Raw genomic sequence first — 20,869 nt, forward strand, 5'->3', positions numbered from 1 at the left:
GGCGGTTTCTTTTATTTCCTGGCGGAAGCGGTGAGATTCGAACTCACGAACGGGTTCCCCCGTCGGCAGTTTTCAAGACTGCTGCCTTCAACCACTCGGCCACGCTTCCTGAAGTCCGGCATTATACATAAATCACTCTGCTGACGGCAGGCAATCGACGGGCGGCGGGACAATAAAGGAAGCACAGCGGCAAGCAGCGCTATCGATGCCGGCACGGGCCAGACGACTCGACATTTGCCTGTCACCGCGTGGGCGGAGCCGTCCGCGGCCCGGCCCACCCTGCAAAAGCGAACCGCGCCCTACTCTACCAGTAACCAGTTATCCCGCAGCCCCTGCTCGAAGCGCGCCGCCGGCAGCGGCGCCGCATACAGGTAACCCTGCACCTCGTCGCAACCCGAATCGCGCAGGAACGAGAGCTGGTCGAGCGTCTCCACGCCCTCCGCGATGACCCGGTGCCCGAGCTGGCGGCCGATGCTGATGATGGTGCTGGCAATCGCGCAGTCGCTGGCATCGAGCGGAATCCCGGTCGTGAACGAGCGGTCGATCTTCAGCGTGTGGATCGGGAAGCGTTTCAAATACGAGAGGCTCGAGTAACCGGTGCCGAAATCGTCGAGCGAGAGCGCCACGCCGAGCGCGTTGATGCGGTCCATGATACCGATCACGCGGTCGATGTCGTGCATCAGGGTGCTCTCGGTGATTTCGAGTTCGAGCCAGCACGGGTCGAGCTCGTAGCGTTCCAGGGTCGCCGCCACCCGCGTCGGCAGCGACTCGGTGAATTCGCGCGCCGAGACGTTCACCGCGAGGCGGAACGGGCGCAGGCCAGCGCGCTGCCAGACGGCCGCCTGGGCGCAGGCCTGTTCCAGCACCCATTCACCGACCTGCACGATCAGGCCCGTGGTCTCGGCCAGCGGGATGAATTCGGAGGGCGGCACCAGGCCGCGCTCGGGATGCAACCAGCGCACCAGCGCCTCGGCGCCGACGATGCGGTCGCTGCCGATCTCGAACTTCGGCTGGTAGTACAGCAGCAGTTCGCCGTGGCCGAGCGCATGGCGCAGGCCGGATTCGATGCGCATGCGTTCGTGCATGCCCTGGTTCATGTCGAGGCTGTAGAAGGCGACGCTGTGGTCCGGGTCCGCGTGGCCCTCTTTCGCGCGCGCCATCGCGATGTCGGCCATGCGCAGCAGCGCCTCGGCCTCCATGCCGTCTTGCGGGAACACGCTGATGCCGACGCTGGCGCCGACGCGCAGGTCGTGGCCTTCGATCAGGAAAGGCGCATCGAGGGCCAACTGCAGCTTCTGGGCCACCGTGGTCGCCTCGAAGTGCTGGCGGATGTCGAACAGGCCGACCGCGAATTCGTCGCCGGCCAGGTGGGCCACCACGTCTTCCTCGCGCAGCGTGCTGCGAAAACGCGCGGCGACCTGGCGCAGCAGCTCGTCGCCGACGCGCCGGCCGAGGGTGTCGTTCACCAGTTTGAACCGGTTCAGGTCGATGAACAGCACGCAGCCGGTTGCCTCGTTGCGCTGCGCGACCATCAGCGCCTGGTCGACCAGGCGCGCGAACAGGGTGCGGTTCGGCAGGCCGGTCAACTCGTTGTAGTAGGCCAGGTGGTGCAGCCGCTCTTCGGCGCGTTTGCGCTCGGTGATGTCGGTGAGGTAGGCGATCAGGCCGACCGGCCGCTCTTCCAGGTCGCGCAGGGGCGACAGCGACAGGCTGGCCCAGAACACCTCTCCCGATTTTTTCCTGCGCCGCACTTCCATCAGGCGCCCGCCGCCTTCCGCGAACACGTCCGGAATGCTCTCGTCTTCGTCGACGTACAGGAACAGGATGCTTTTGCCGACCGCCTCCAGCGAGGAGTAGCCGAACAGGCGCTCGGCGCTGCCGTTCCAGCTGGTGATATAGCCCATCAGGTCGAGCGTCAGCACCGATTCGTGGATCTGATCGAGGATCTGCGACTGGTGCGCCAGCTGCGCTTCGATGCCGGCGTAGGCGTGCGTCGCGCGCCGCGCCAGCGAATGGACCTGCAGCAGGGTGCCGGTGAGCGCCGCCAGGCCCGCCAGGTGACGACGGTCCTGTTCGTCGTAATCGATGCGGCCGCCGATTTCATAACGGCCATAATAGGCGCCGTCGGCATGGATCTCGTGCGCCAGCACGCCGGCAGGCGCCCTGAACGGCTCGAGGCCGGTCGGCGCCAGCGGGTCGGCGGCGACGAAGCATCCGTCGGGACTGGCCAGCAGCGTGCGCGCGATGCGTCCGAGTTCTGCGCACAAGGCGTCGCCGCGCAGGCGCATGACGGCCTCGCTCAGCGCCGCGCTGCAGGCGACGAAGTCGCCGCTGTGGCCGACGGCTGCGTCAGGCATCGTGTCAGACATTGCGGCCCACCTGGATCGCCCAGTGGTGCGCGTGCAGCTGGCTGTCCCACCAGGTGCCGGCATCGACGCCGGCGCGCGCCAGCGCCGCGGCATCCGGAGCCTCCTCGGCCAGCAGGAGGCGCTGGCCCAGCACCCCCTCGCGCCGCAGCAGCGCCGCACACAGGTGTTCGGGCAGGCACAGGTCGGCCAGGATCTCGGCCATCGGCATGCCGAGCAGGCGGTCGAGCAGGGAGAAGGCGCCCGTCATGAAGGCCAGGTCCTGCTCGTCGCGCTCGCCGCCGTCGCGCTTGCACAGCAGCTCGAGCTGGGCGGCGCGCAGGGCGGCCAGGGGCAGCAGCAGGTTCGGCAGCCCATCGGTACTGCTGCGCGCATACAGCAGCAGTTGCAGCCAGCGCTGCAGCTGGCGCCGGCCGAGCAGAGCGATCGCCTGGGCATAGCCGGTGATCGGGGTGTTGACGGCAAAGGCGGCCGAATTGACCAGCTTCAGCAGGTGGTAGGAGAGCGCGGGGTCCTGCTTGAGCAGCAGTTCGATGTCGCGCGAATCGGCATCGGTGACCAGCAGGGCCAGCAGGGCGAGCAGGCGCCGGCGCGAGGTGCCGTCCTGGCCGTGTCCGCCCGCGCCCATCGCCAGCGGATAGTCGCCGCAAAACCAGGTGAAGCCGGCGCGCTCGCATTCGAGCAGGCGCGCCGCGCTGTCGACCCCGCGCGCCAGGTGCGGCCCGAACAGCGCCAGCAGGCTGGCGGCGGGCGGCGCACCCTCGCGGCAATCCATGGACACGGCGCGCAAATTGGCGGGACGCGCCACGCCCGGCGGCAACGGGCCATCGAGCATCAGGCGGTAGCCGCCGTCGATCAGGCTCGAGAACTGCTGCGCCGTGCCCTCCTGCGCCAGCGCGGCGGCGGCAAAGGCCAGCACCACCCGGTTCGGCGGCAGCAGCGCCAGCAGCTTGGGCGTGAGCTGGCCCGGGTCGGCCAGCAGGAGCACGCAGTCGAGGGGAGCGATTGCCGCCAGCAAGTCCGGCGCACCGAACAGCGCCTGCACGGCCTCCGGCACGCCGTTCGCCCCCAGGTCCATTCCGAGCGCCACCCACTCGTTGCGCCCATTGGCGACGGGGTGCAGGCGCACGGTTGGGGCGGGGGGAAGGTCCAGCAAAGCCATCGGCGTCTTTTAGGTGTCGGACAATATTAGTCGAGCAATATTAGTCGACCAAATGATCAAAAGCAATGAAAATGTTTCTTTATGGATACATTTACGTTGTATTTACTACGTGTTATTACGTAGGCGAATTGGTATGACCGGCAGTTAGAATCATGCGCTTGCCGTTTCCATAATAAGGCAAGATATGGGTCGGATTGCCATCCGCCGCGCTAGCGAACTGAACAGCGTGGCGGATGCGCCGCACCCTCCGAAAAAATCTAAGGAGCCACCAATGAATCGTCTCGGAAATCGACTCGGCTGGGCGGCGCTCTCACTCCTCGGCGCCGGTGCGCTCGCTTACGTTGCCTTGCGCCGTGGCGAGTCCATCAACGCCGTCTGGGTGGTGGCGGCCGCAGTCTGCGTCTACCTGATCGCCTACCGTTTTTACAGCCTCTACATCGCCACCAAGGTGATGGGCCTCGACCCGGGCCGCCAGACCCCCGCCTATAAATACAACGACGGCCTCGACTATGTGCCGACGAACAAATACGTGCTGTTCGGGCACCATTTCGCTGCCATCGCAGGCGCAGGACCGCTCGTGGGGCCGGTCCTGGCCGCGCAGATGGGTTATTTGCCGGGCATGATGTGGATCCTGGCCGGCGTCGTGTTCGCCGGCGCGGTACAGGACTTCATCGTCCTGTTCATGTCGATGCGCCGCGACGGCCGCTCGCTGGGCGACCTCATCAAATCCGAAATGGGCGAAATCCCGGGCATCATCGCCCTCTTCGGCACCTTCATGATCATGGTCATCATCCTCGCGGTGCTGGCGCTGATCGTCGTGAAAGCCCTGACCGGCTCGCCCTGGGGCAGCTTCACCGTGATGGCGACGATCCCGATCGCGCTCTTCATGGGCGTCTATTCGCGCTATGTGCGCGTCGGGCGCATCGGCGAAATTTCCTTCATCGGCTTCATCCTGCTGATGCTGGCCATCGTCGGCGGCCAGTGGGTGCACGACTCCCCTACCCTGGGCCCGATGTTCACCTTCACCGGCACCGAACTGACCTGGATGCTGATCGGCTACGGCTTCATCGCCTCCGTGATTCCGGTCTGGCTGCTGCTGGCGCCGCGCGACTACCTGTCCACTTTTCTTAAAATCGGCACCATCTGCGCCCTCGCCATCGGCATCCTGCTGGTCGCCCCGCACATGCAGATGCCGGCCGTGACCCGCTTCGTCGACGGCTCCGGCCCGGTCTGGTCGGGCAACCTGTTCCCCTTCCTGTTCATCACCATCGCCTGCGGCGCCGTCTCCGGCTTCCACGCGCTGATCTCCTCGGGCACCACGCCGAAGATGATCGAGGACGAGACCCACGCCCGCTTCATCGGCTACGGCGCGATGCTGATGGAATCGTTTGTCGCCATCATGGCGCTGGTTGCCGCCTCGACCATCGACCCGGGCGTGTATTTCGCGATGAACGCGCCGGCCGCCCTGCTTGGCACCACGGCCGAATCGGCTGCCGCCGCGGTATCGAACTGGGGCTTCGTCGTCACGCCCGAGATCCTGACCCAGACCGCCAAAGACGTGGGCGAGCACACCATCATCTCGCGCGCCGGCGGAGCGCCGACGCTGGCAGTCGGCATGGCCAACATCCTGGCCAATGTCGTGGGCGGCAAGACGATGATGGCCTTCTGGTACCACTTCGCGATCCTGTTCGAGGCCCTGTTCATCCTCACCGCCGTCGATGCGGGCACGCGCGCCGGCCGCTTCATGCTGCAGGACCTGCTGGGCGCCTTCGTCCCGGCCCTGAAGCGCACCGAATCGCTGCCGGCCAACCTGCTGGCCACGGGCCTGTGCGTCGCGGCCTGGGGTTACTTCCTGTACCAGGGCGTGGTCGATCCGCTGGGCGGCATCAACACCCTGTGGCCGCTGTTCGGCATCGCCAACCAGATGCTGGCCGGTATCGCCCTCGTGCTCGGCACCGTGGTCCTGTTCAAGATGAAGCGCGGCCAGTATGCCTGGGTCACCGTGGTGCCGACCATCTGGCTGCTGATCTGCACCCTGAGCGCGGGCTGGCAGAAGATCTTCCACGAAAACGTGAAGATCGGCTTCGTCGCGCACGCCCGGAAGTTCCAGGCCGCGCTCGACCAGGGCCAGGTACTGGCGCCGGCCAAGTCGCTCGACCAGATGCGCCGCATCATCTTCAACGATTACGTCGACGCGACGCTGGCGGGCTTCTTCATGGTCGTCGTGCTCGCGGTGCTGTTCTATGGCATCCGCACGGTGCTCAATGCCCGCAATGACCGCAACCCGACGGTCAAGGAGTCGGCCTTCGTCGCTGCACCGGCCGCACAGGTGCAGTGATGTTCGCCACCCTCGCCCAGGCCGGCCGCTACCTCGGGCAAAGCATGCGCCTGATGGTCGGCCTGCCGGAGTACGACACCTACCTCGCGCACATGGAGCGCGAGCATCCGGACAAGACGCCGATGACCTACGAGGAGTTTTTCCGCGAACGGCAGGAAGCGCGCTATGGGTCCGGCCGCAGCGGGGGATGTTGCTAGCACAGGGACCGCATTGACCCTTGGGGTGGACGGCAGCGCCGTCCACCCTTCGTCCCGGCAACCCTCTGTTGCCGCGCCGTTGCCAATTCATCCCCTTCCCTCCTGCCTTGCGCCACCGCAAGGTCACCCCCTCCCCAGCACCGTAATATTTTTTCCTGCAGGAATTTGCATTTCTGCAAGGAGGGCATGCGCTCGCTCAACGGCGCCGGCCCGTGCCGCCATGCCGCTTCCGCAGATCGCATCCATGCTTCTATGCTGAATTCCGCGCGCTCCAGCCTGTACCGCAAGCTGACGACGATGTTGATGCTGTCGACCGGCGTCGCCCTGGCCTGCGTCTTCGTCGCCTTTACGGTCGCCTCGGTGCTGAACGGGCGCGCAAACGAGGGCCGGCAGCTGTCCTCGCTGGCCGGCGTGGTGGCCGCCAACAGCGCCGACGCGCTCGTGTTCAACGACCGCAGCCTGGCGCGCACCCTGCTCGCCTCGCTCGAAGCGAAGGGCGAAATCTCCCAGGCCGCGCTGTACGACCGCAAGGGCAAGCTGTTCGCCGCCTACAGCGCCCCCGCCCACGCCGGAGGGGACCCGGCGGCCACCCTCGAAACGATCGACGAGGAAACGCTGGCACTGGCGAACCTCGACACCGCCCGCCTGTGGTCGCCGCGCATGCGCCTGTACCGGCAGGTGGCAGGCGCCAAGGCCCAGGTCGGGGTGCTGGTGATCGAAGCCGACCTGCGGCCGATGTGGCGCGACATCCTGCGCAGCGTCGGGGTGCTGGGCGCGGCGATGTGCGCATCGCTGCTGGTATCGCTGGTGCTGGCGCGGCGTTTAACCCGCAGCATCGCGGCCCCGGTGACGAAACTGATCCAGACCGCGCAAGAGGTGTCGAGCAGCCAGAACTACACGCTGCGTGTGCCGCACGAACGGCGCGACGAACTCGGCACCCTGATCAACAGCTTCAACGACATGCTGGCCCAGATCGAAGGCCGCGGCGCCGCCCTCAGCCTGCACCGCGACGAACTCGAACGCCAGGTGTCGGTGCGCACCGAGCAGCTCGAGCGGGCCAAGAACGCCGCCGAGGCGGCCAGCCGCGCAAAAAGCGCCTTCCTCGCCACGATGAGCCACGAGATCCGCACCCCGATGAACGGCGTGCTGGGCATGACCGAGATGCTGCTCGGGACCCATCTCACCGAGGTCCAGCGCAACTACACGCGCCTGGTCAAGCGCTCGGGCGAGCACCTGCTGGTGATCATCAACGACATCCTCGATTTTTCGAAGATCGAGGCCGGCAAGCTCACCATCGAATACATCAATTTCAACCTGTGGGACCTGCTGGACGACATCCACACGGTCTACACGCCGCAGGCCCAGCACAAGGGCATCGCGCTCGACTTCGACATCGCCAACGACATCCCGGTCGCGATCTGCGGCGACCCGAACCGGCTGCGCCAGATCATGGCCAACCTGCTCGGCAACGCCATCAAGTTCACCGAGCAGGGCCGGATCGAGGCGCGCGTGCGCGTGGCGAGCGAAGACAGCCAGGCGGTGATGCTGCGCTTCGAGGTCCACGATACCGGCATCGGCATTTCGCGCGAAGCGCGCGGACGCCTGTTCGAGGCATTCTCGCAGGCCGACGATTCGACCACCCGCAAGTTCGGCGGCACGGGCCTGGGCCTGGCGATCTCCAGGCAGCTGGTGGAACTGATGGGCGGCGCGATCGGGGTCGACAACGGTGCCAAACAGGGGTCGGTGTTCTGGTTCACCGTCAGCTTCGACAAGCGCCGCGTCGATCCGGACGCGCCCGGCGGGCAGCAGCACCCCCTGAGCGGCATGCGCGTGCTGGTGGTCGATGAGGACGAAACCACGCGCGTCGCCCTGGCCCGCCACCTGGCGGACTGGGAGCTGGTGTGCGAGGAAGCCGCCAGCGCGCGTGCCGCCCTCGAGCGCCTGGCGAGCGACGCGCGCGCCGGCAAGCCCTTCGATGCCGCGGTGCTGAACATGGAGCTGAGCCAGTCGAGCGGCCTGCTGCTGGCCGCGACCATCAAGGCCGACCCGCTCACGCGTCCGACCCGCATCATCCTGCTCAGCCCCGAACGCCTGGCGGCCGACCCGGTGCAGCGGCGCGAAGCGGGCGTGGCCTACCAGCTGATCGAGCCGGCGCGCGCGGCCGACCTGTTCGCCTGCCTCGGCACCCGGCCGCGCGGGGCGACTGCGCCGGCGCCGCAGTTCCTGCCGCCGCCGCAGACGAAGGTCGAGCGCGGCGAAGGATCGGGACGCGTGCGGCGCGTGCTGCTGGCCGAGGACAATCCCGTGAACGTCGAAGTGGCGAAAGCGATGCTGGAGAGCCTCGGCCTGCAGGCGCAAGTAGCGCAGAACGGTCTCCAGGCCTTGGAGGCCGCGCGCACCACTCGCTTCGAGGCGGTGCTGATGGATTGCCAGATGCCGGTGATGGACGGTTTTGCCGCCACCGCGGCGATCCGGCGCGATGAGCAGGAGGCGGGCCGCCCGCGCACGCTGCCGGTCATCGCGATCACCGCGAATGCGCTGCAGGGCGACCGCGAAGCCTGCCTCGCGGCCGGCATGGACGACTACCTGTCGAAACCGTTCACCCAGGCCGAACTGGCCGGCGTGATTGGACGCTGGATCGCCATACCGCTGGCGGCCAGCGTGCACCACGACGAGGCCGTGCCGACCCTGCCGCCGGAAGTCCGCGAAGTGATCCAGCGCGACGTCATCAACGCCAGGGCGCTGGAGAACATCCGCGCGCTCAGCCAGCAAGGCGGCGACGCCCTGGTGCAGAAGGTGATTGCCGCCTATGTCGGCGACACCCCGCAGCACCTGCGCGCCCTGCGCCAGGCCGTCGGCGGGGAGGACGCCGATACCGTGCGCCGCGTCGCGCACAGCCTGAAGTCGGCCAGCGCGAATGTCGGCGCCGAGACGCTGGCGCGCCTGTGCAAGGACCTCGAACAGATGGGCCGCAACGCCAGCGTCGACGGCGCGGCCACCCTGCTGACCGACATGGAAGAAGAATTCCTGGCGGTGCAGCAGTCACTGAACACCATGCTAGTGAAGGAAACATGATGCCAGCCTCCCCATCCCTACAACGCGGTGTCGTGCTGGTGGCCGACGACGATCCGGTGATGCGTCTCCTGATGCTCGAGATGCTGCAGCAGGTCGGCCTGGAGGGCATCGAAGCGGCGGACGGACGCGAGGCGCTGGCCCTGGCGATGCAGCGCCGGCCCGACCTGATCCTGATGGACGTCGAGATGCCGCACCTGGACGGCTTTGCCGCCTGCCGCGCGATCCGCCGCAGCGAGGGTGCGGGCGCTTCGGTGCCGATCGTGATGGTGACCGGCGGCGACGACATCGAAGCGGTGACCAGCGCCTACGAGGCCGGCGCCACCGACTTCGTCTCGAAGCCGATCAACTGGCCGATCCTCGGCCACCGCGTGCTCTACGTACTGCGCGCCAGCGACGCCATCGCGCGCCTGAGGATTGCGGATGCCCAGAACCGCGCCGTGCTGGCGGCGATTCCGGACACCTTCTTCCGCATGAACCGCGACGGCTTTTATCTCGATTACGAACCGGGCCGCGGCTTTCCCAGCCGCGAGCGCGACGGCGCGGTGCCCTTCACCAGCGAGCGCTGCGTCGGCCGCCACATCTCGGAGGTGCTGCCGAAGGAGATCGCCGGCCGCGTGATGGAGCAGCTGCAGGATGCGCTCCGTACCCGGCAGATCCGCTCGATCGAATATGAATTGATTCGCTTCGGTGCGACCCAGCATTTCGAGGCGCGCCTGGTGGCGACCGGACCATCCGAAGTGCTGGGCCTGGTGCGCGACATCAGCGAGCGGAAGCGCAGCGAAGAGCAGATCCGGCGCCTGGCGTATTGCGACAGCCTGACCGGCATTCCGAACCGCCAGGCCTTCCTCGAGACGCTGGAACGCGAACTGCAGCGCTCGAAAGTCGGCAACAAGAAGTTCGCGGTCCTGTTCATGGACCTCGACGCCTTCAAACGCATCAACGACACGCTTGGGCACAACGTCGGCGACCACCTGTTGAAGATCGTCTCCGAGCGCCTGCGCGAGACGATCCGGCCGAGCGACCTGGTCTCGCGCAGCGAAGCGCTGCCCGAAGAGGTGAACAATGAGGTTCCCGCCCACGTGTCCTCGGCCACCAACCTGGCGCGCCTGGGCGGTGACGAATTCACGATCCTGATTCCCGACCTCGAGCGCGTCGAGCATGCCCTGAATGTCGCGCACCGGGTGAAGGAAGCGATGCGCCGCCCCTTCCTCATCGACGGCAACGAGATCTTCGTCACCGCCAGCATCGGCATCTCGCTGTTCCCGGAAGACGGCGACGACTGCAATTCGCTGCTCAAGTTTGCCGACACGGCCATGTACCACGCCAAGAACTGCGGCAAGAACAACGCCAAGCTGTACAGCTCTTCGCTGACCATGCAGATCATGAGCCATGTGAAGCTCGAAGTCGGCCTGCGCAAGGCCTTGCAGAACAACGAGCTGTACCTGCTGTACCAGCCGCAGCTCGACGTGCGTTCGCTCGAGATCGTCGGCGTCGAGGCCCTGGTGCGCTGGCGCCATCCGGAGCGCGGCATCATCTCGCCGACCGAATTCATTCCGCTGGCCGAGGAAACGGGCCTGATCGTGCCGATCGGCGAATGGGTGCTGCGCACCGCCTGCAACCAGGCGCGCGCCTGGCAGCGCGCCCTGCACCGTTCGGTGCGGATGGCGGTGAACCTGTCGGCCAAACAGTTCAAGGACGAGAACCTGTCGCAGATCGTGCTCTCCGCACTCGACGAGACGGGGCTCGACCCCAAACTGCTCGAACTCGAGCTGACCGAGGGCACGCTGATGGACGACGCCAAGGCGACCCTGGCCACGCTCGAGCAGCTGCGCGGCATCGGCGTCTACCTGTCGATCGACGATTTCGGCACCGGCTACTCATCGATGAATTATTTGAAGCGCTTCGATGTGCGCGCCCTCAAAATCGACCGCAGCTTCATCTGCGGCCTGCCGCAGGACTCGGAGAACGCGGCGATCACGCGCGCCATCATCGCCATGGCCCATGGCCTGAAAATGGCGGTGGTGGCCGAAGGGGTCGAGACCGACGAGCAGCTGGTGCTGCTCGAAGAGTACGGCTGCGACCTGGTGCAGGGCTACTTCCTCGGCCATCCGTCGAGCGCCGACACCATCACCCAGATGCTTGGCCAGCTCAAAGCGACACTGCCGGCGCTGCCGGCACTGCCATCGCCGTAGGCTGAGCGGCTCCACCCGGACGCCCGGCACCTGCGCCTGGCGCCGCCCACGCGTTAGCGCGGCAGGGTGACATCGCGCGCCGGCACCAGCGTCAGGGTATGGCGCGCCGGCCCGGGCAGCAGCGGCACGGGCCGGCCCTGCACCCAGTCGGCATGCCCGTGCAGGAAATAAGGCGACAACGGATGGCCGCTCTGCCCGCCGGGCATGTTGAACAGTCCCTCCTCCTCGTGTCCGGGCGATACCGTCATCCGTTCCGACTGTCCGAACTTCGGCCCGGCCACGCGCGGCATGTGGGCGTCGCCGGCCAGCTGGTCGGGCGGCACGCCGAGCCAGGCGCCGAGAAAGGGCAGCGCCAGCGCGATCGGATGGGCAAACGCCGCCCGGTTGCGCGCGCCCCAGGTCGCCCGCTCGAGCGGCACGCCCGCGGCCTCGAGCTCGGAGAGGACGCGGTCGATCGCGGCCAGCTGCAGCGCGCGCCAGCTGCCCTGCCCCGGCGGCAGCCAGCCGGCCGGCCCTTCGTCGAGCAGGCGCGCAACCAGGGCCGGCCAGCGCGGATTGGCCAGCGCCATCGCCGCCTTCGGGTCAAGATTCGCCAGTTGCGCATCGAGGCCTTCGAACAGGATGTCGTGCAGCGCCCACATGAAGTTGCGCGCCAGCCGGTAACCGACCGAATCGACGTCGGCATGGCCGTTCCAGCTGGTCTCCAGCAGGCGGCGGAAGGCGGCGCGGCGCGGGTGGTCCGCGATCGCCGCCTGGTCGAGCACGGCGAGCGCGCGCCGGCGCCAGTCCGCGATGAAGAGCGCGCGGTCGTCGAGCGCCACCGCAAAGGCGCCCTGTTCGTCGGTGCGCGGGCCGAGGCGGCGCAGGCGGTCGCGCAGCTGGCTGCCGCGCGCCCCGAGGTCGAAGCCGCCGTCGCCGAGCAGTGCGCTCTGCGCTCCCATCAACTGGCGATTGTTGGCCGTCGAGAGCTGGCCGTCACGCGGATTGACCACGCGCGGATAGCTTTCCGGGGCCAGCAAGCCATCCCAAGTCGGCGTGGCGGCGCCGGCGGCCAGCGGGAAGCTGGCGCCGTACGCATCGGCGGCGCGACGCGGCAGGCGGCCGGCGATCGTCCAGCCGATATTCCCGGCGGCGTCGCCGGCGACGAAATTCTGGGCCGGGATGCCGTCGCTCGCGGCGATCGCCAGCGCCGCCTCGAGCGAGGCCGCCTCCTCCAGGCGCAGGTGATTCAGGTTGACGGCGCCCGGCGCGTGCGCGACCCAGTGCAGGGCCCAGGTCTTGCCGCCGGCCTGGCGCAGCGGCCCGAGGCCGGTCTCGCGCACGGTCAGCTGCTCGGCCGGCGCGCCCTTCACGGCGATCGTCTCGACGCGTTCCACCGGCTGTTCCCAGCCCTGGGGCGTGCGCACCTGCCCGGGATGCGCGGCGTCGAACCCGACTTCGACCAGGTCCAGGTAATCGCCATAGCTGTTGGTGAAGCCCCAGGCCACCTTGCCATTGCTGCCGGCGATGACCAGCGGCGGCGCGCCCGGCAGCGTCACCCCGACCAGGCGGCGCTCGCCGCCATGCCCGTCCGGATACACGAACGCCAGCCGGTACCAGATGTTCGGCAACTGCAGGCCCAGGTGCATGTCGTCGGCGACGATCGCCGCACCCGTCGTGCTGCGGCTGCCGGCGATCGCATAATTATTGCTGCCGACGATATCGCCGCGTCCCAGCAGGGCCAGCGGCGCTGACTGCGCCGGCCTGGCGCCCCACCAGGCGGGTGCCCTCGCCGGCAGCGGCGCTTCGGAAGGTGCGCCGGCGGCATCGAGCGGCGCGTCCCAATGCGTCGCCTGCGGCAGCAGGAAGGCCAGCTGCGCGGCATCGCTGTGGTCGCGCAGCCAGCCGCGCGCGAGTTCGCGCGGCTCCTGGCTGCCCTGCAGGTCGATGAACATCGCCCACACCGCCAGCAGCGAGTCCTCGGCGCGCCAGGGCGCCGGTGCGGTGCCGGTCAACAGGTATTCGAAAGGCCGCGCACCGAGCGCGCCCATGCCTGCGTTGACGCCGGCCACGTAGCGGTCGACGAAGGCGCGCTCGGCCGGCGCCAGGTCGGCGAGCGCGCGCGCGGCACGGGCGCGGAAGCGGTGCAGGCGGCGCGCGCGGTCGAGCGGCAGCGCGCGCGGTCCGAACAGCTCGGCCAGCTCACCGCCGGCGGTGCGGCGCAGCAGGTCCATCTGGAAAAAGCGTTCCTGGGCATGGACGAAACCGGTGGCCCAGGCGACATCGAGGCGGCTGCTGCCGCGGATCAGCGGTACGCCGGCTTCGTCGCGCGCAACCGTGACCGGGCGCGCGATGCCCGCCACCTCGCGCCTGCCGTCGCCTTGCGCCAGGCTGGCGCGCAGCAGGAGCCAGGCGCCGAGGCAGGCCAGCAGCGCCAGGCCAGGCAGGATGAGCGCCAGGCGCCAGGTCCAGGCTTTCCAGCGGCGTGCTCGCATCGCTCCCCCGGTGTGTTGTTTGTCCGGATGATCTTGCCAGAAAAACCACACTTGAGATAGCCATGGCCGCGATTCCATGCGCCGCGCATGAACCTTGAAAGGTGCGCGTGAAAGGGGCGCCCGATTGGAGCGGATCGAGCAGTGTTCTGCTTCTTGCGCTAAGCTCGAATCCGGTGAAGTGTTCACCGCAAAGGAGCTCGCAATGCGTACTTACATCGTCCTTTCGGCAGTGCTACTGCTGAGCGCCTGCGCCACTCCGCAGGAACGGGCGGCGCGCAAACAGGCGGAAATGGCGGAGATGATCGCCATCTACGGACCGGCCTGCGACCGGCTCGGCTATGCCCAGCAATCCGACCAATGGCGCAACTGCATCATCAGCCTGAGCGCCAAGGATGAGATGCAGCGTTACGGCAACGGCTATCCCGGATATGGTCCGGGCTGGGGCGGACGCTACTGGGGCGGCGGATTCTGGGGGCGCGGCTGGTAAGCAGCAGGATCATCCTGGGCGCCTGACCCGGCACCCGGAACGCCAAGGTAAGGTATGCCTTCCTACGCCTGATACAGCGGCGCCGGCGACAGCGCCAGCAGGCGCCGCGCGCACTCGGCTTTCGTGACCGCCTCGCGCGTGGCCAGCATGCGCTCGACCAGGCGCTGGGCATGCGCGACCAGGTGCGGATGGCGCACGTCCGGCGGGTGCAGCGACAGGCGCATCAGCGGCCCGCCTGCCAGGCAGCGCGCGGCCGCACTCGCCAGGACCGGCGACACGGCCCTCCCCGTCCGGTTCCTCGCCGTGTACACGAGCGAAGGCGCGAACACCGAGCGGCCCTGGCGCAGCAGGTGAAAGCGCGTAAACGTGGTCGTGTACGAAAACGCGAACTCCGGCAGCACACGCCAGGCGGCCTCCCCGAGCAGCCAGGCCGGCGGCACGAAGCCGGCGACCGGCCAGTCGCGCTGGCGGAACCATTCGAGGCCGAGCGCGATCCGCTCGCGCGCCTCCTCGGCGGCCAGCGCCGCGAACTCGCCTTCGCGCTGGGTGTAGACGCCGCGCAGGAAACGCTGGCGCAAGCCATCCGCCCTGCGCGCGGTGTCGAGGTGGGTATAGCCGTGCAGCGCAAGCTCATCGCCGCGCTCCAGCGCCGCATCGAGCCCACGGCGCATCGCGTGCTCGTCCTCGACACGGTCGTGGTAGCGCGGCACGACCAGCCAGGTCAGGCGCATCTCGGCGACGCTGCGCATGGCCCGCGCCAGGCGCGCGCACTCCTCCCAGGTGCCGGGCGCGACATCGTGGATCGACACGCACAGCATGGGTGCTTCCTCGGCCGGCAGACGGCGTTCAATCGGTGACACAGATGCTCCTCGCTCCGGGTTCGTCCTGCCCGCGTGTGCCGAGCACGGCGTGGTAGCGCCGCATCACCTGCGGCAGGATCTGGTTCCAGTCGTAACACTCCGCCGCCTTGCGCCGCGCGTTGGCCCCCATCGTTCCCAGGTCGCGCGCATAGGCGGCTTCGATGGCGCCGGCCAGGCTGTCGACGCAGTTCGGCTCGGCCAGCAGGCCCGTGTGCTCGTCCACCAGCTCGGCCACGCCGCCGCCGCTGGTGGCCACGACCGGCAGGCCGCAGGCCATCGCTTCCAGCACGATCAGGCCGAAGGTTTCGCGGTCGCCCGGATGGACCAGCACGTCGCAGCTGGCCAGCAGGCGCGCCAGGTGGCGCTGGTTGCGCTTGAAGGGAACATAGGTGATCTGCGGGTAGCGCGGCAGTTCGAGTCCGCCGCCGATCATCAGCAAATGATACGGCCGGCCGAGTTTGCGCACTGCGTCGATCAGCAGCGGCAGTTTCTTCTCCGCCGTGAATCGCCCCGCATACACCAGCAGGCGCGCATTGTCGGGCAGGCGCAGGTGCGCGCGCAGGGTCTCGACCCGGCGCGCCGGATGGAAGACGCTGCTGTCGATGCCGAGCGGCTGGTGGCAGGCGTCCGGCACGCCCATCGCGTGCAGCTGCTCGACCATGACGCGGCTGGGCGCGAGCACGAGGTCGAACTGGCGGTATAAATGGGACAGGTATTTGCAGGTGACGCCCTCCGCAGTGTGGCCGAAGCGCGGCCCCACCAGGCGCGGCAGGTCGGAATGGTAGAAGGCGATCGCCGGCACGCCGAGGCGACGACGCAGTTGCAAGGCGGCCCAGGCGCTGTGGCCGGCATCGCCGGCTTCGATCAGGTCGGGTTTCGCCTGGCGCAGCAGGCGTGCGGGCGCGCGTACCGAGGTCGGCATGCGGAAGCCGTTGATGCCGGGTAGCGCAAAGGCCGGCACGCGCACCAGCGCCGGCGCATCGCCGCCGCTGTCGACGTTCGGGCTGAGGATGGTGTGCCGGACGCGGCTGTTCCGCGCCAGCCAGCGTGCCTTGGCGTTCAGGTAGGTGCTCACGCCGTTGCCTTCGGCAGCGTAGAACATCGTGATGTCGACTAGGTGCATGCTCGCAGGTCCGCTTGGATTCAGCCCACGATAGCAGCGGACTTTCGATCTGGATTGCGCGCACGCAAACGCCACTGGCGCCGCTGCTTAGTGGGATTTGTTCAAGATTATGCGCTGCGGCGGTCGAGCATGGCGCGCGCTATCGTGCCGGCGTCGACATACTCGAGCTCGCCGCCCACGGGAACGCCGCGCGCGAGGCGGCTGACCTTCAACCCGCGCGCCTTCAGCATTTCGCTGATGTAGTGCGCGGTCGCTTCGCCTTCGTTCGTGAAATTGGTCGCCAACACCACTTCGACGACGACGCCGTCCGCCGCGCGGCCGACGAGTTTGTCGAGGTGCAGGTCCTTCGGCCCGATGCCGTCCAGCGGCGACAGGCGCCCCATCAGCACGAAGTACAAGCCCTTGTAGGTCAAGGTCTGCTCGATCATGATCTGGTCGGCCGGGGTTTCGACGATGCACAGCAGCGAGCGGTCGCGCGCATCGTCGGCGCACATCTCGCAGACCTCCGTGTCGGCGAAGGTATTGCACATGGCGCAGTGGTGCACCGAGTCGACCGCCTGGTAGAGCGCGCGCGACAGCATCGCCGCCCCTTCGCGGTCGTGCTGCAGCAGGTGGAAGGCCATGCGCTGGGCGGACTTGGGACCGATGCCCGGCAGGCGGCGCAGCGCCTCGGTCAGGAAGTCGAGGGATTTGGACACGCTAGACCCCGCGCCAGGCGTCGAAGGCCTCGGCCGTCATGGTCGGGGTGAATTCGGTGATCTCGTAGCGCGCCAGGTCGGCCAGCGCGAACGGGTCTTCGCTCAGGATCCGCTCCAGCGCCCCGCGGCTGGGCGCGCGCGCGAGGATGATGCCGCCGTCGCGCGGCACCCTGGCGCCGGACATCAGAAAGATGCCGGCCGCGTACTGCCCCGCCAGCCACTCGCGATGCGCGGCCAGGCGCGCATCGATCTTGGCGAGCGGCGCGGTATAGGTGAGCGAGACAATAAACATCAGGCCGCGATCAGAACGGCATCTTGAAGCCGGGCGGCAGGCCAGGCATGCCGGCGGTCAGGCCGCTCATCTTTTCGGCGGAGGTCGCTTCGGCCTTGCGCACGGCGTCGTTGAAGGCGGCGGCGACCAGGTCTTCCAGCATGTCCTTGTCGTCGGCCAGCAGCGACGGATCGATCTGTACGCGCTTGACGTCGTTCTTGCAGGTCATCGTGACCTTCACCAGGCCGGCGCCCGACTGGCCTTCGACTTCGATGAGGGCCAGCTGCTCTTGCGCCTTCTTCATGTTGTCCTGCATGGCTTGCGCCTGTTTCATCAAGCCTGCGAGCTGGTTTTTCATCATGGTGTGGTTCTCCAGTAAATCGATTGAAAGTGGGTGTTCAGACCGGCGGACGCACCGAGCCGGGCACGACAAAGGCGCCCAGCACGCGTTCCATCTCCTGCACGAAGGGATCGCCGGCGACGATGGCTTCGGCCAGGCGCTGGCGTTCTTCGCGCGCGGCCTTGGCTTCGGCGCTGGCCGTGTACCAGACCGGACCGATCTCGGTCTCGACCGTGATGCGCTTGCCGGCAAAAATCTCCTGCAAGGCCGCCTGCAGCTTTTCGCTGTTGCCGCTGGCGCGCAGGGTGTCGACCGGCACGCGCAGGCGGAACAGGGCCGAACCCGCATCGGCATGGCAGTCGATCAGTTCGGTCTGCAGGGCCAGCTGCTGCGACACGCCGCGCAGCGGCAGCGTGGCGGCCAGCGCCGGCCAGTTACCGTCCCAGTCGAGCGCCGGCACCGGCGTGACCACGTATTCGTGCGGTGCTTTGGCTGGCGCGCGGCTGCTTGCCGGCGCGCTGACCGGTGCAGCGACGGCAGCGGCTTCGTTGGCGACGGCGGTGTCGTCGGAAAATTCGGTGACCCAGGATGGCGGTCCATCGTCGTCGCGCTCGGCCTGCTGCTGGCCCTGTGCCTGCGGACGGGCAATAGCCTGCGGCTGCTGCGGCTGAGCTCCAGCCCACGGCGGGGGCGGTGCAGCCGGACGCGTGGCCTGCGCCGCCGGCGCGGACGGCGCCGGGCCGGCGCCAGGCTGGCCGCCGGCAGGAGCGACGTTGATCGGACGCGCCGTTGCTGCCGGAGCCGAAGGCGCCGCAGGTGCTGCATCGGCGCCCGGGCGCTTGGCCGGCGCACGCTGGCCGGAGGCGGCACGGGCCGCTTCCAGCGCGGCATTGATCGCGGCGCGCGCCGAATTCATGGCGGGTGCCGGATTGGCCGGCGCCGGGCTGGCTGGTGCAGCCGGACGCTGAGGCGCTGCGGCCGGGGTGGCTGCGGTGGCTGCCGCAGCGGCCGGGCTGGCACCAGCCGCCGACGCGGCACGCGCCGCCGGTGCCGCCGCCCGTGGCGCGGCCGCGGCAGCCGGCGCAGCAATGCGCTCGGCCCCGCCCTGCCCCGGCCGGAAGGCCAGCATGCGCAGCAGGGTCATGGTGAAACCGGCGTACTCGTCCGGCGCGAGGCCGATTTCGTTCCGGCCGTGCACGGCGATCTGGTAGAACAGCTGCACTTCCTGCGGATCGAAGGCCTCGGCCAGGCGCAGGATGTCGGCGAGTTCGGGCAAATCCTGCGGCACCGCGGCCGGCACCGACTGCGCCAGCGCGATCCGGTGCAGCAAGGTGCCGAGGTCCTGCAGCGCACCGTTGTACGACAGGCTGCGGCTGGCCATCTCGTCGGCCACGGCCAGCAGGTCGGCGCCGTTCTCGTTCGCCAGGGCATCGAGCAGGCGCACCAGGTAGGACTGGTCGAGCGCGCCGAGCATGCCCTGCACGGCTTCCAGCGTCACGGCGCCGGCGGCATAGGCAATCGCCTGGTCGGTCAGCGAGAGCGCATCGCGCATCGAGCCGTGCGCGCCTTGCGCCAGCAGGCGCAGCGCCGGCTGTTCGAAGTTCACGCCTTCCTGGCCCAAAATGTTTTCCAGGTGGCCGACGATGTGGCCCGGCGGCATCTGCTTCAGGTTGAACTGCAGGCAGCGCGACAGCACCGTGACCGGGATCTTTTGCGGGTCGGTGGTGGCGAGGATGAACTTGACGTGCTCGGGCGGTTCCTCGAGCGTTTTCAGCATCGAGTTGAACGCGTGATTGGTCAGCATGTGCACCTCGTCGATCATGTAGACCTTGAAGCGTGCATTGCTCGGTGCGTAGACGGCCTGCTCGAGCAGCTGGGCCATCTCGTCGACGCCGCGGTTGGAGGCGGCGTCCATCTCTATATAGTCGACGAAGCGGCCGGCGTCGATCGCGCGGCAGGCTTCGCACACTCCGCAAGGCTGGGCCGTGATGCCGCCCGTGCCGTCAGGGCCGGTGCAGTTGAGCGACTTGGCAAGGATACGCGAGAGCGTCGTCTTGCCGACGCCGCGGGTGCCCGTGAACAGGTAGGCGTGGTGCAGGCGGCCCGTGTCGAGCGCATGGGTGAGCGCGCGCACGACGTGCTCCTGGCCGACCAGCGTTTCGAAGTTCTTGGGGCGGTATTTGCGGGCGAGGACTTGATAGGACATACCGCGATTTTACCGCAGTTGGGCCTCGGCGCGAACAATCAAGGAAGAGGTCCACTCATGCCAGGCAGACATGGCCACGCGGCAGGCGTGCAGCGGCAGCAACAGAACAGCAAGGGAATGGAGAGAGATGAAACGGAAGAGAAACGAAGGAGGCGAGCCTGATCTGCGGCACTTGCGGTGAACGGCTTTGGCTGCTTCGTTCCCGACCTGACCAGGTAAACCATGCCACAATGCGCAGGGGCCCGCCAGCGGCCATTATAACCGACCCCGCGCGTTTTGGGGCCGGTCTTTGCAACTGCCTCAGCGCCCCTGTTTCAGCAGCGCCAGCAGGGCATGCGCGCCGGGCTCGGACGATGCCGGATTCTGCCCGGTAACGAGCAAGCCGTCGGTGACCACATACGGTTCCCAATCCCCTGCCTTGCTGTACTGGCCACCGTTTTTCACCAGCATGTCCTCCACCAGGAAGGGCACGATCTCGGTCAGGCCGACGGCGGCCTCTTCCGTATTAGTAAAACCGGTGACGCGCTTGCCCTTCACCAGCGGCGCGCCATCCGGACCTTTCACGCGGCCCAGCACGCCCGGCGCGTGGCAGACGGCGGCGACCGGCTTGCCGCTGGCGGCCATCGTTTCGATCAGGCGGATCGAATCGGCATCCTGTGCCAGGTCCCACAGCGGACCGTGGCCGCCGGGATAGAAAACGGCATCAAAACTCTCTGCCGATACGCCGGACAGTTTCACGGTGGTCGCCAGCGCCTTTTGTGCGGCAGGATCGCCGCGGAAACGGCGGGTCGCCTCGGTCTGCGCATCCGGTTCGTCGCTCTTCGGGTCGAGCGGCGGCTGGCCGCCCTGCGGCGAAGCCAGGGTCAGGGTCGCACCGGCGTCCTTGAATACATAATAGGGAGCGGCGAACTCTTCCAGCCAGAAGCCGGTTTTCTTGCCGGTGTCGCCGAGGCGGTCGTGCGAGGTCAGCACCATCAGGATATTCATCGAGCCTCCTTGAGCGTTCATGATCAAAGGTCGAGTCTACCCGGACGGCGTCCCGCGCGACGCACGCAAGGCGCTCTCGTTACAAGCCCCGCC

15 protein-coding genes, 1 tRNA gene and 1 other RNA gene are annotated in these 20,869 nt (G+C 68.0%); 5 read left to right on the forward strand and 12 right to left on the reverse strand.

Going from position 1 to position 20,869, the window contains the following annotated elements:
• Positions 1 to 19 precede the first annotated feature (19 nt).
• The 3 genes from LPB04_RS21460 to LPB04_RS21470 all read right to left on the reverse strand — a co-directional run bounded on the left by LPB04_RS21460 (position 20) and on the right by LPB04_RS21470 (position 3,528).
• Positions 20 to 109, reverse strand: a tRNA-Ser gene (locus LPB04_RS21460).
• Positions 110 to 299: 190 nt separating this feature from the next.
• The gene (locus tag LPB04_RS21465; protein ID WP_227496525.1) at positions 300 to 2,369 is read right to left on the reverse strand and encodes a putative bifunctional diguanylate cyclase/phosphodiesterase; all 2,070 of its coding nucleotides are present in this window, start codon (positions 2,367 to 2,369) and stop codon (positions 300 to 302) included.
• On the reverse strand, positions 2,362 to 3,528 hold the full coding sequence (locus tag LPB04_RS21470; protein WP_193686472.1) for an HDOD domain-containing protein: 1,167 nt from the start codon (positions 3,526 to 3,528) through the stop codon (positions 2,362 to 2,364). Before LPB04_RS21470 ends, LPB04_RS21465 begins: the two co-directional genes overlap by 8 nt.
• Before the next feature lie 271 nt (positions 3,529 to 3,799).
• Between LPB04_RS21470 and LPB04_RS21475 the strand changes: the two genes are divergently transcribed.
• From LPB04_RS21475 to LPB04_RS21490, 4 genes are all read left to right on the forward strand, one after another.
• The gene (locus tag LPB04_RS21475) at positions 3,800 to 5,866 is read left to right on the forward strand and encodes a carbon starvation CstA family protein (protein WP_193686473.1); all 2,067 of its coding nucleotides are present in this window, start codon (positions 3,800 to 3,802) and stop codon (positions 5,864 to 5,866) included.
• The gene (locus tag LPB04_RS21480) at positions 5,866 to 6,063 is read left to right on the forward strand and encodes a YbdD/YjiX family protein (RefSeq protein ID WP_193686474.1); all 198 of its coding nucleotides are present in this window, start codon (positions 5,866 to 5,868) and stop codon (positions 6,061 to 6,063) included. The genes LPB04_RS21475 and LPB04_RS21480 overlap by 1 nt, the downstream gene beginning before the upstream one ends.
• Before the next feature lie 252 nt (positions 6,064 to 6,315).
• Complete coding sequence (locus LPB04_RS21485; RefSeq protein WP_193686475.1) at positions 6,316 to 9,138, forward strand: response regulator; 2,823 nt, start codon at positions 6,316 to 6,318, stop codon at positions 9,136 to 9,138.
• Positions 9,138 to 11,330: a putative bifunctional diguanylate cyclase/phosphodiesterase gene (locus LPB04_RS21490; RefSeq protein WP_193689136.1), complete on the forward strand. Its 2,193-nt coding sequence runs from the start codon at positions 9,138 to 9,140 to the stop codon at positions 11,328 to 11,330. The genes LPB04_RS21485 and LPB04_RS21490 overlap by 1 nt, the downstream gene beginning before the upstream one ends.
• Positions 11,331 to 11,383: 53 nt before the next feature.
• Here the strand turns inward: LPB04_RS21490 and LPB04_RS21495 are convergent, their stop codons facing one another.
• Positions 11,384 to 13,804 (reverse strand): penicillin acylase family protein, encoded by a 2,421-nt coding sequence (locus LPB04_RS21495; RefSeq protein WP_193686476.1) that lies wholly within the window; start codon positions 13,802 to 13,804, stop codon positions 11,384 to 11,386.
• A gap of 202 nt (positions 13,805 to 14,006) precedes the next feature.
• Between LPB04_RS21495 and LPB04_RS21500 the strand changes: the two genes are divergently transcribed.
• Positions 14,007 to 14,291 (forward strand): hypothetical protein, encoded by a 285-nt coding sequence (locus tag LPB04_RS21500; protein WP_193686477.1) that lies wholly within the window; start codon positions 14,007 to 14,009, stop codon positions 14,289 to 14,291.
• 62 nt (positions 14,292 to 14,353) lie between these two features.
• Here the strand turns inward: LPB04_RS21500 and LPB04_RS21505 are convergent, their stop codons facing one another.
• The 8 genes from LPB04_RS21505 to LPB04_RS21540 form a co-directional block, all read right to left on the reverse strand.
• Positions 14,354 to 15,151: a polysaccharide deacetylase family protein gene (locus LPB04_RS21505; RefSeq protein WP_227496526.1), complete on the reverse strand. Its 798-nt coding sequence runs from the start codon at positions 15,149 to 15,151 to the stop codon at positions 14,354 to 14,356.
• Entirely contained in the window at positions 15,138 to 16,274 is a 1,137-nt protein-coding gene (locus LPB04_RS21510) for a glycosyltransferase family 4 protein (RefSeq protein ID WP_193686478.1), read from the reverse strand. The genes LPB04_RS21505 and LPB04_RS21510 overlap by 14 nt, the downstream gene beginning before the upstream one ends.
• Before the next feature lie 107 nt (positions 16,275 to 16,381).
• A complete protein-coding gene (recR, locus tag LPB04_RS21515; RefSeq protein WP_193686479.1) occupies positions 16,382 to 16,972 on the reverse strand; it encodes a recombination mediator RecR in 591 nt (196 codons plus the stop codon).
• Between the two features lies 1 nt (position 16,973).
• Positions 16,974 to 17,264, reverse strand: coding sequence for a YciI family protein (locus LPB04_RS21520; RefSeq protein WP_193686480.1), 291 nt, complete (start codon positions 17,262 to 17,264; stop codon positions 16,974 to 16,976).
• Between the two features lie 10 nt (positions 17,265 to 17,274).
• A complete protein-coding gene (locus LPB04_RS21525; protein WP_193686481.1) occupies positions 17,275 to 17,604 on the reverse strand; it encodes a YbaB/EbfC family nucleoid-associated protein in 330 nt (109 codons plus the stop codon).
• A 37-nt stretch (positions 17,605 to 17,641) separates the two neighbouring features.
• A complete protein-coding gene (locus tag LPB04_RS21530) occupies positions 17,642 to 19,789 on the reverse strand; it encodes a DNA polymerase III subunit gamma/tau (RefSeq protein WP_193686482.1) in 2,148 nt (715 codons plus the stop codon).
• A gap of 148 nt (positions 19,790 to 19,937) precedes the next feature.
• Positions 19,938 to 20,036: signal recognition particle sRNA small type (ffs, locus tag LPB04_RS21535), an RNA gene on the reverse strand.
• Between the two features lie 53 nt (positions 20,037 to 20,089).
• Complete coding sequence (locus tag LPB04_RS21540) at positions 20,090 to 20,776, reverse strand: type 1 glutamine amidotransferase domain-containing protein (protein ID WP_193686483.1); 687 nt, start codon at positions 20,774 to 20,776, stop codon at positions 20,090 to 20,092.
• Positions 20,777 to 20,869 lie beyond the last annotated feature (93 nt).

Origin of the sequence: Massilia litorea, from assembly GCF_015101885.1 — a bacterium.
Lineage (GTDB): Bacteria > Pseudomonadota > Gammaproteobacteria > Burkholderiales > Burkholderiaceae_D > Telluria > Telluria litorea.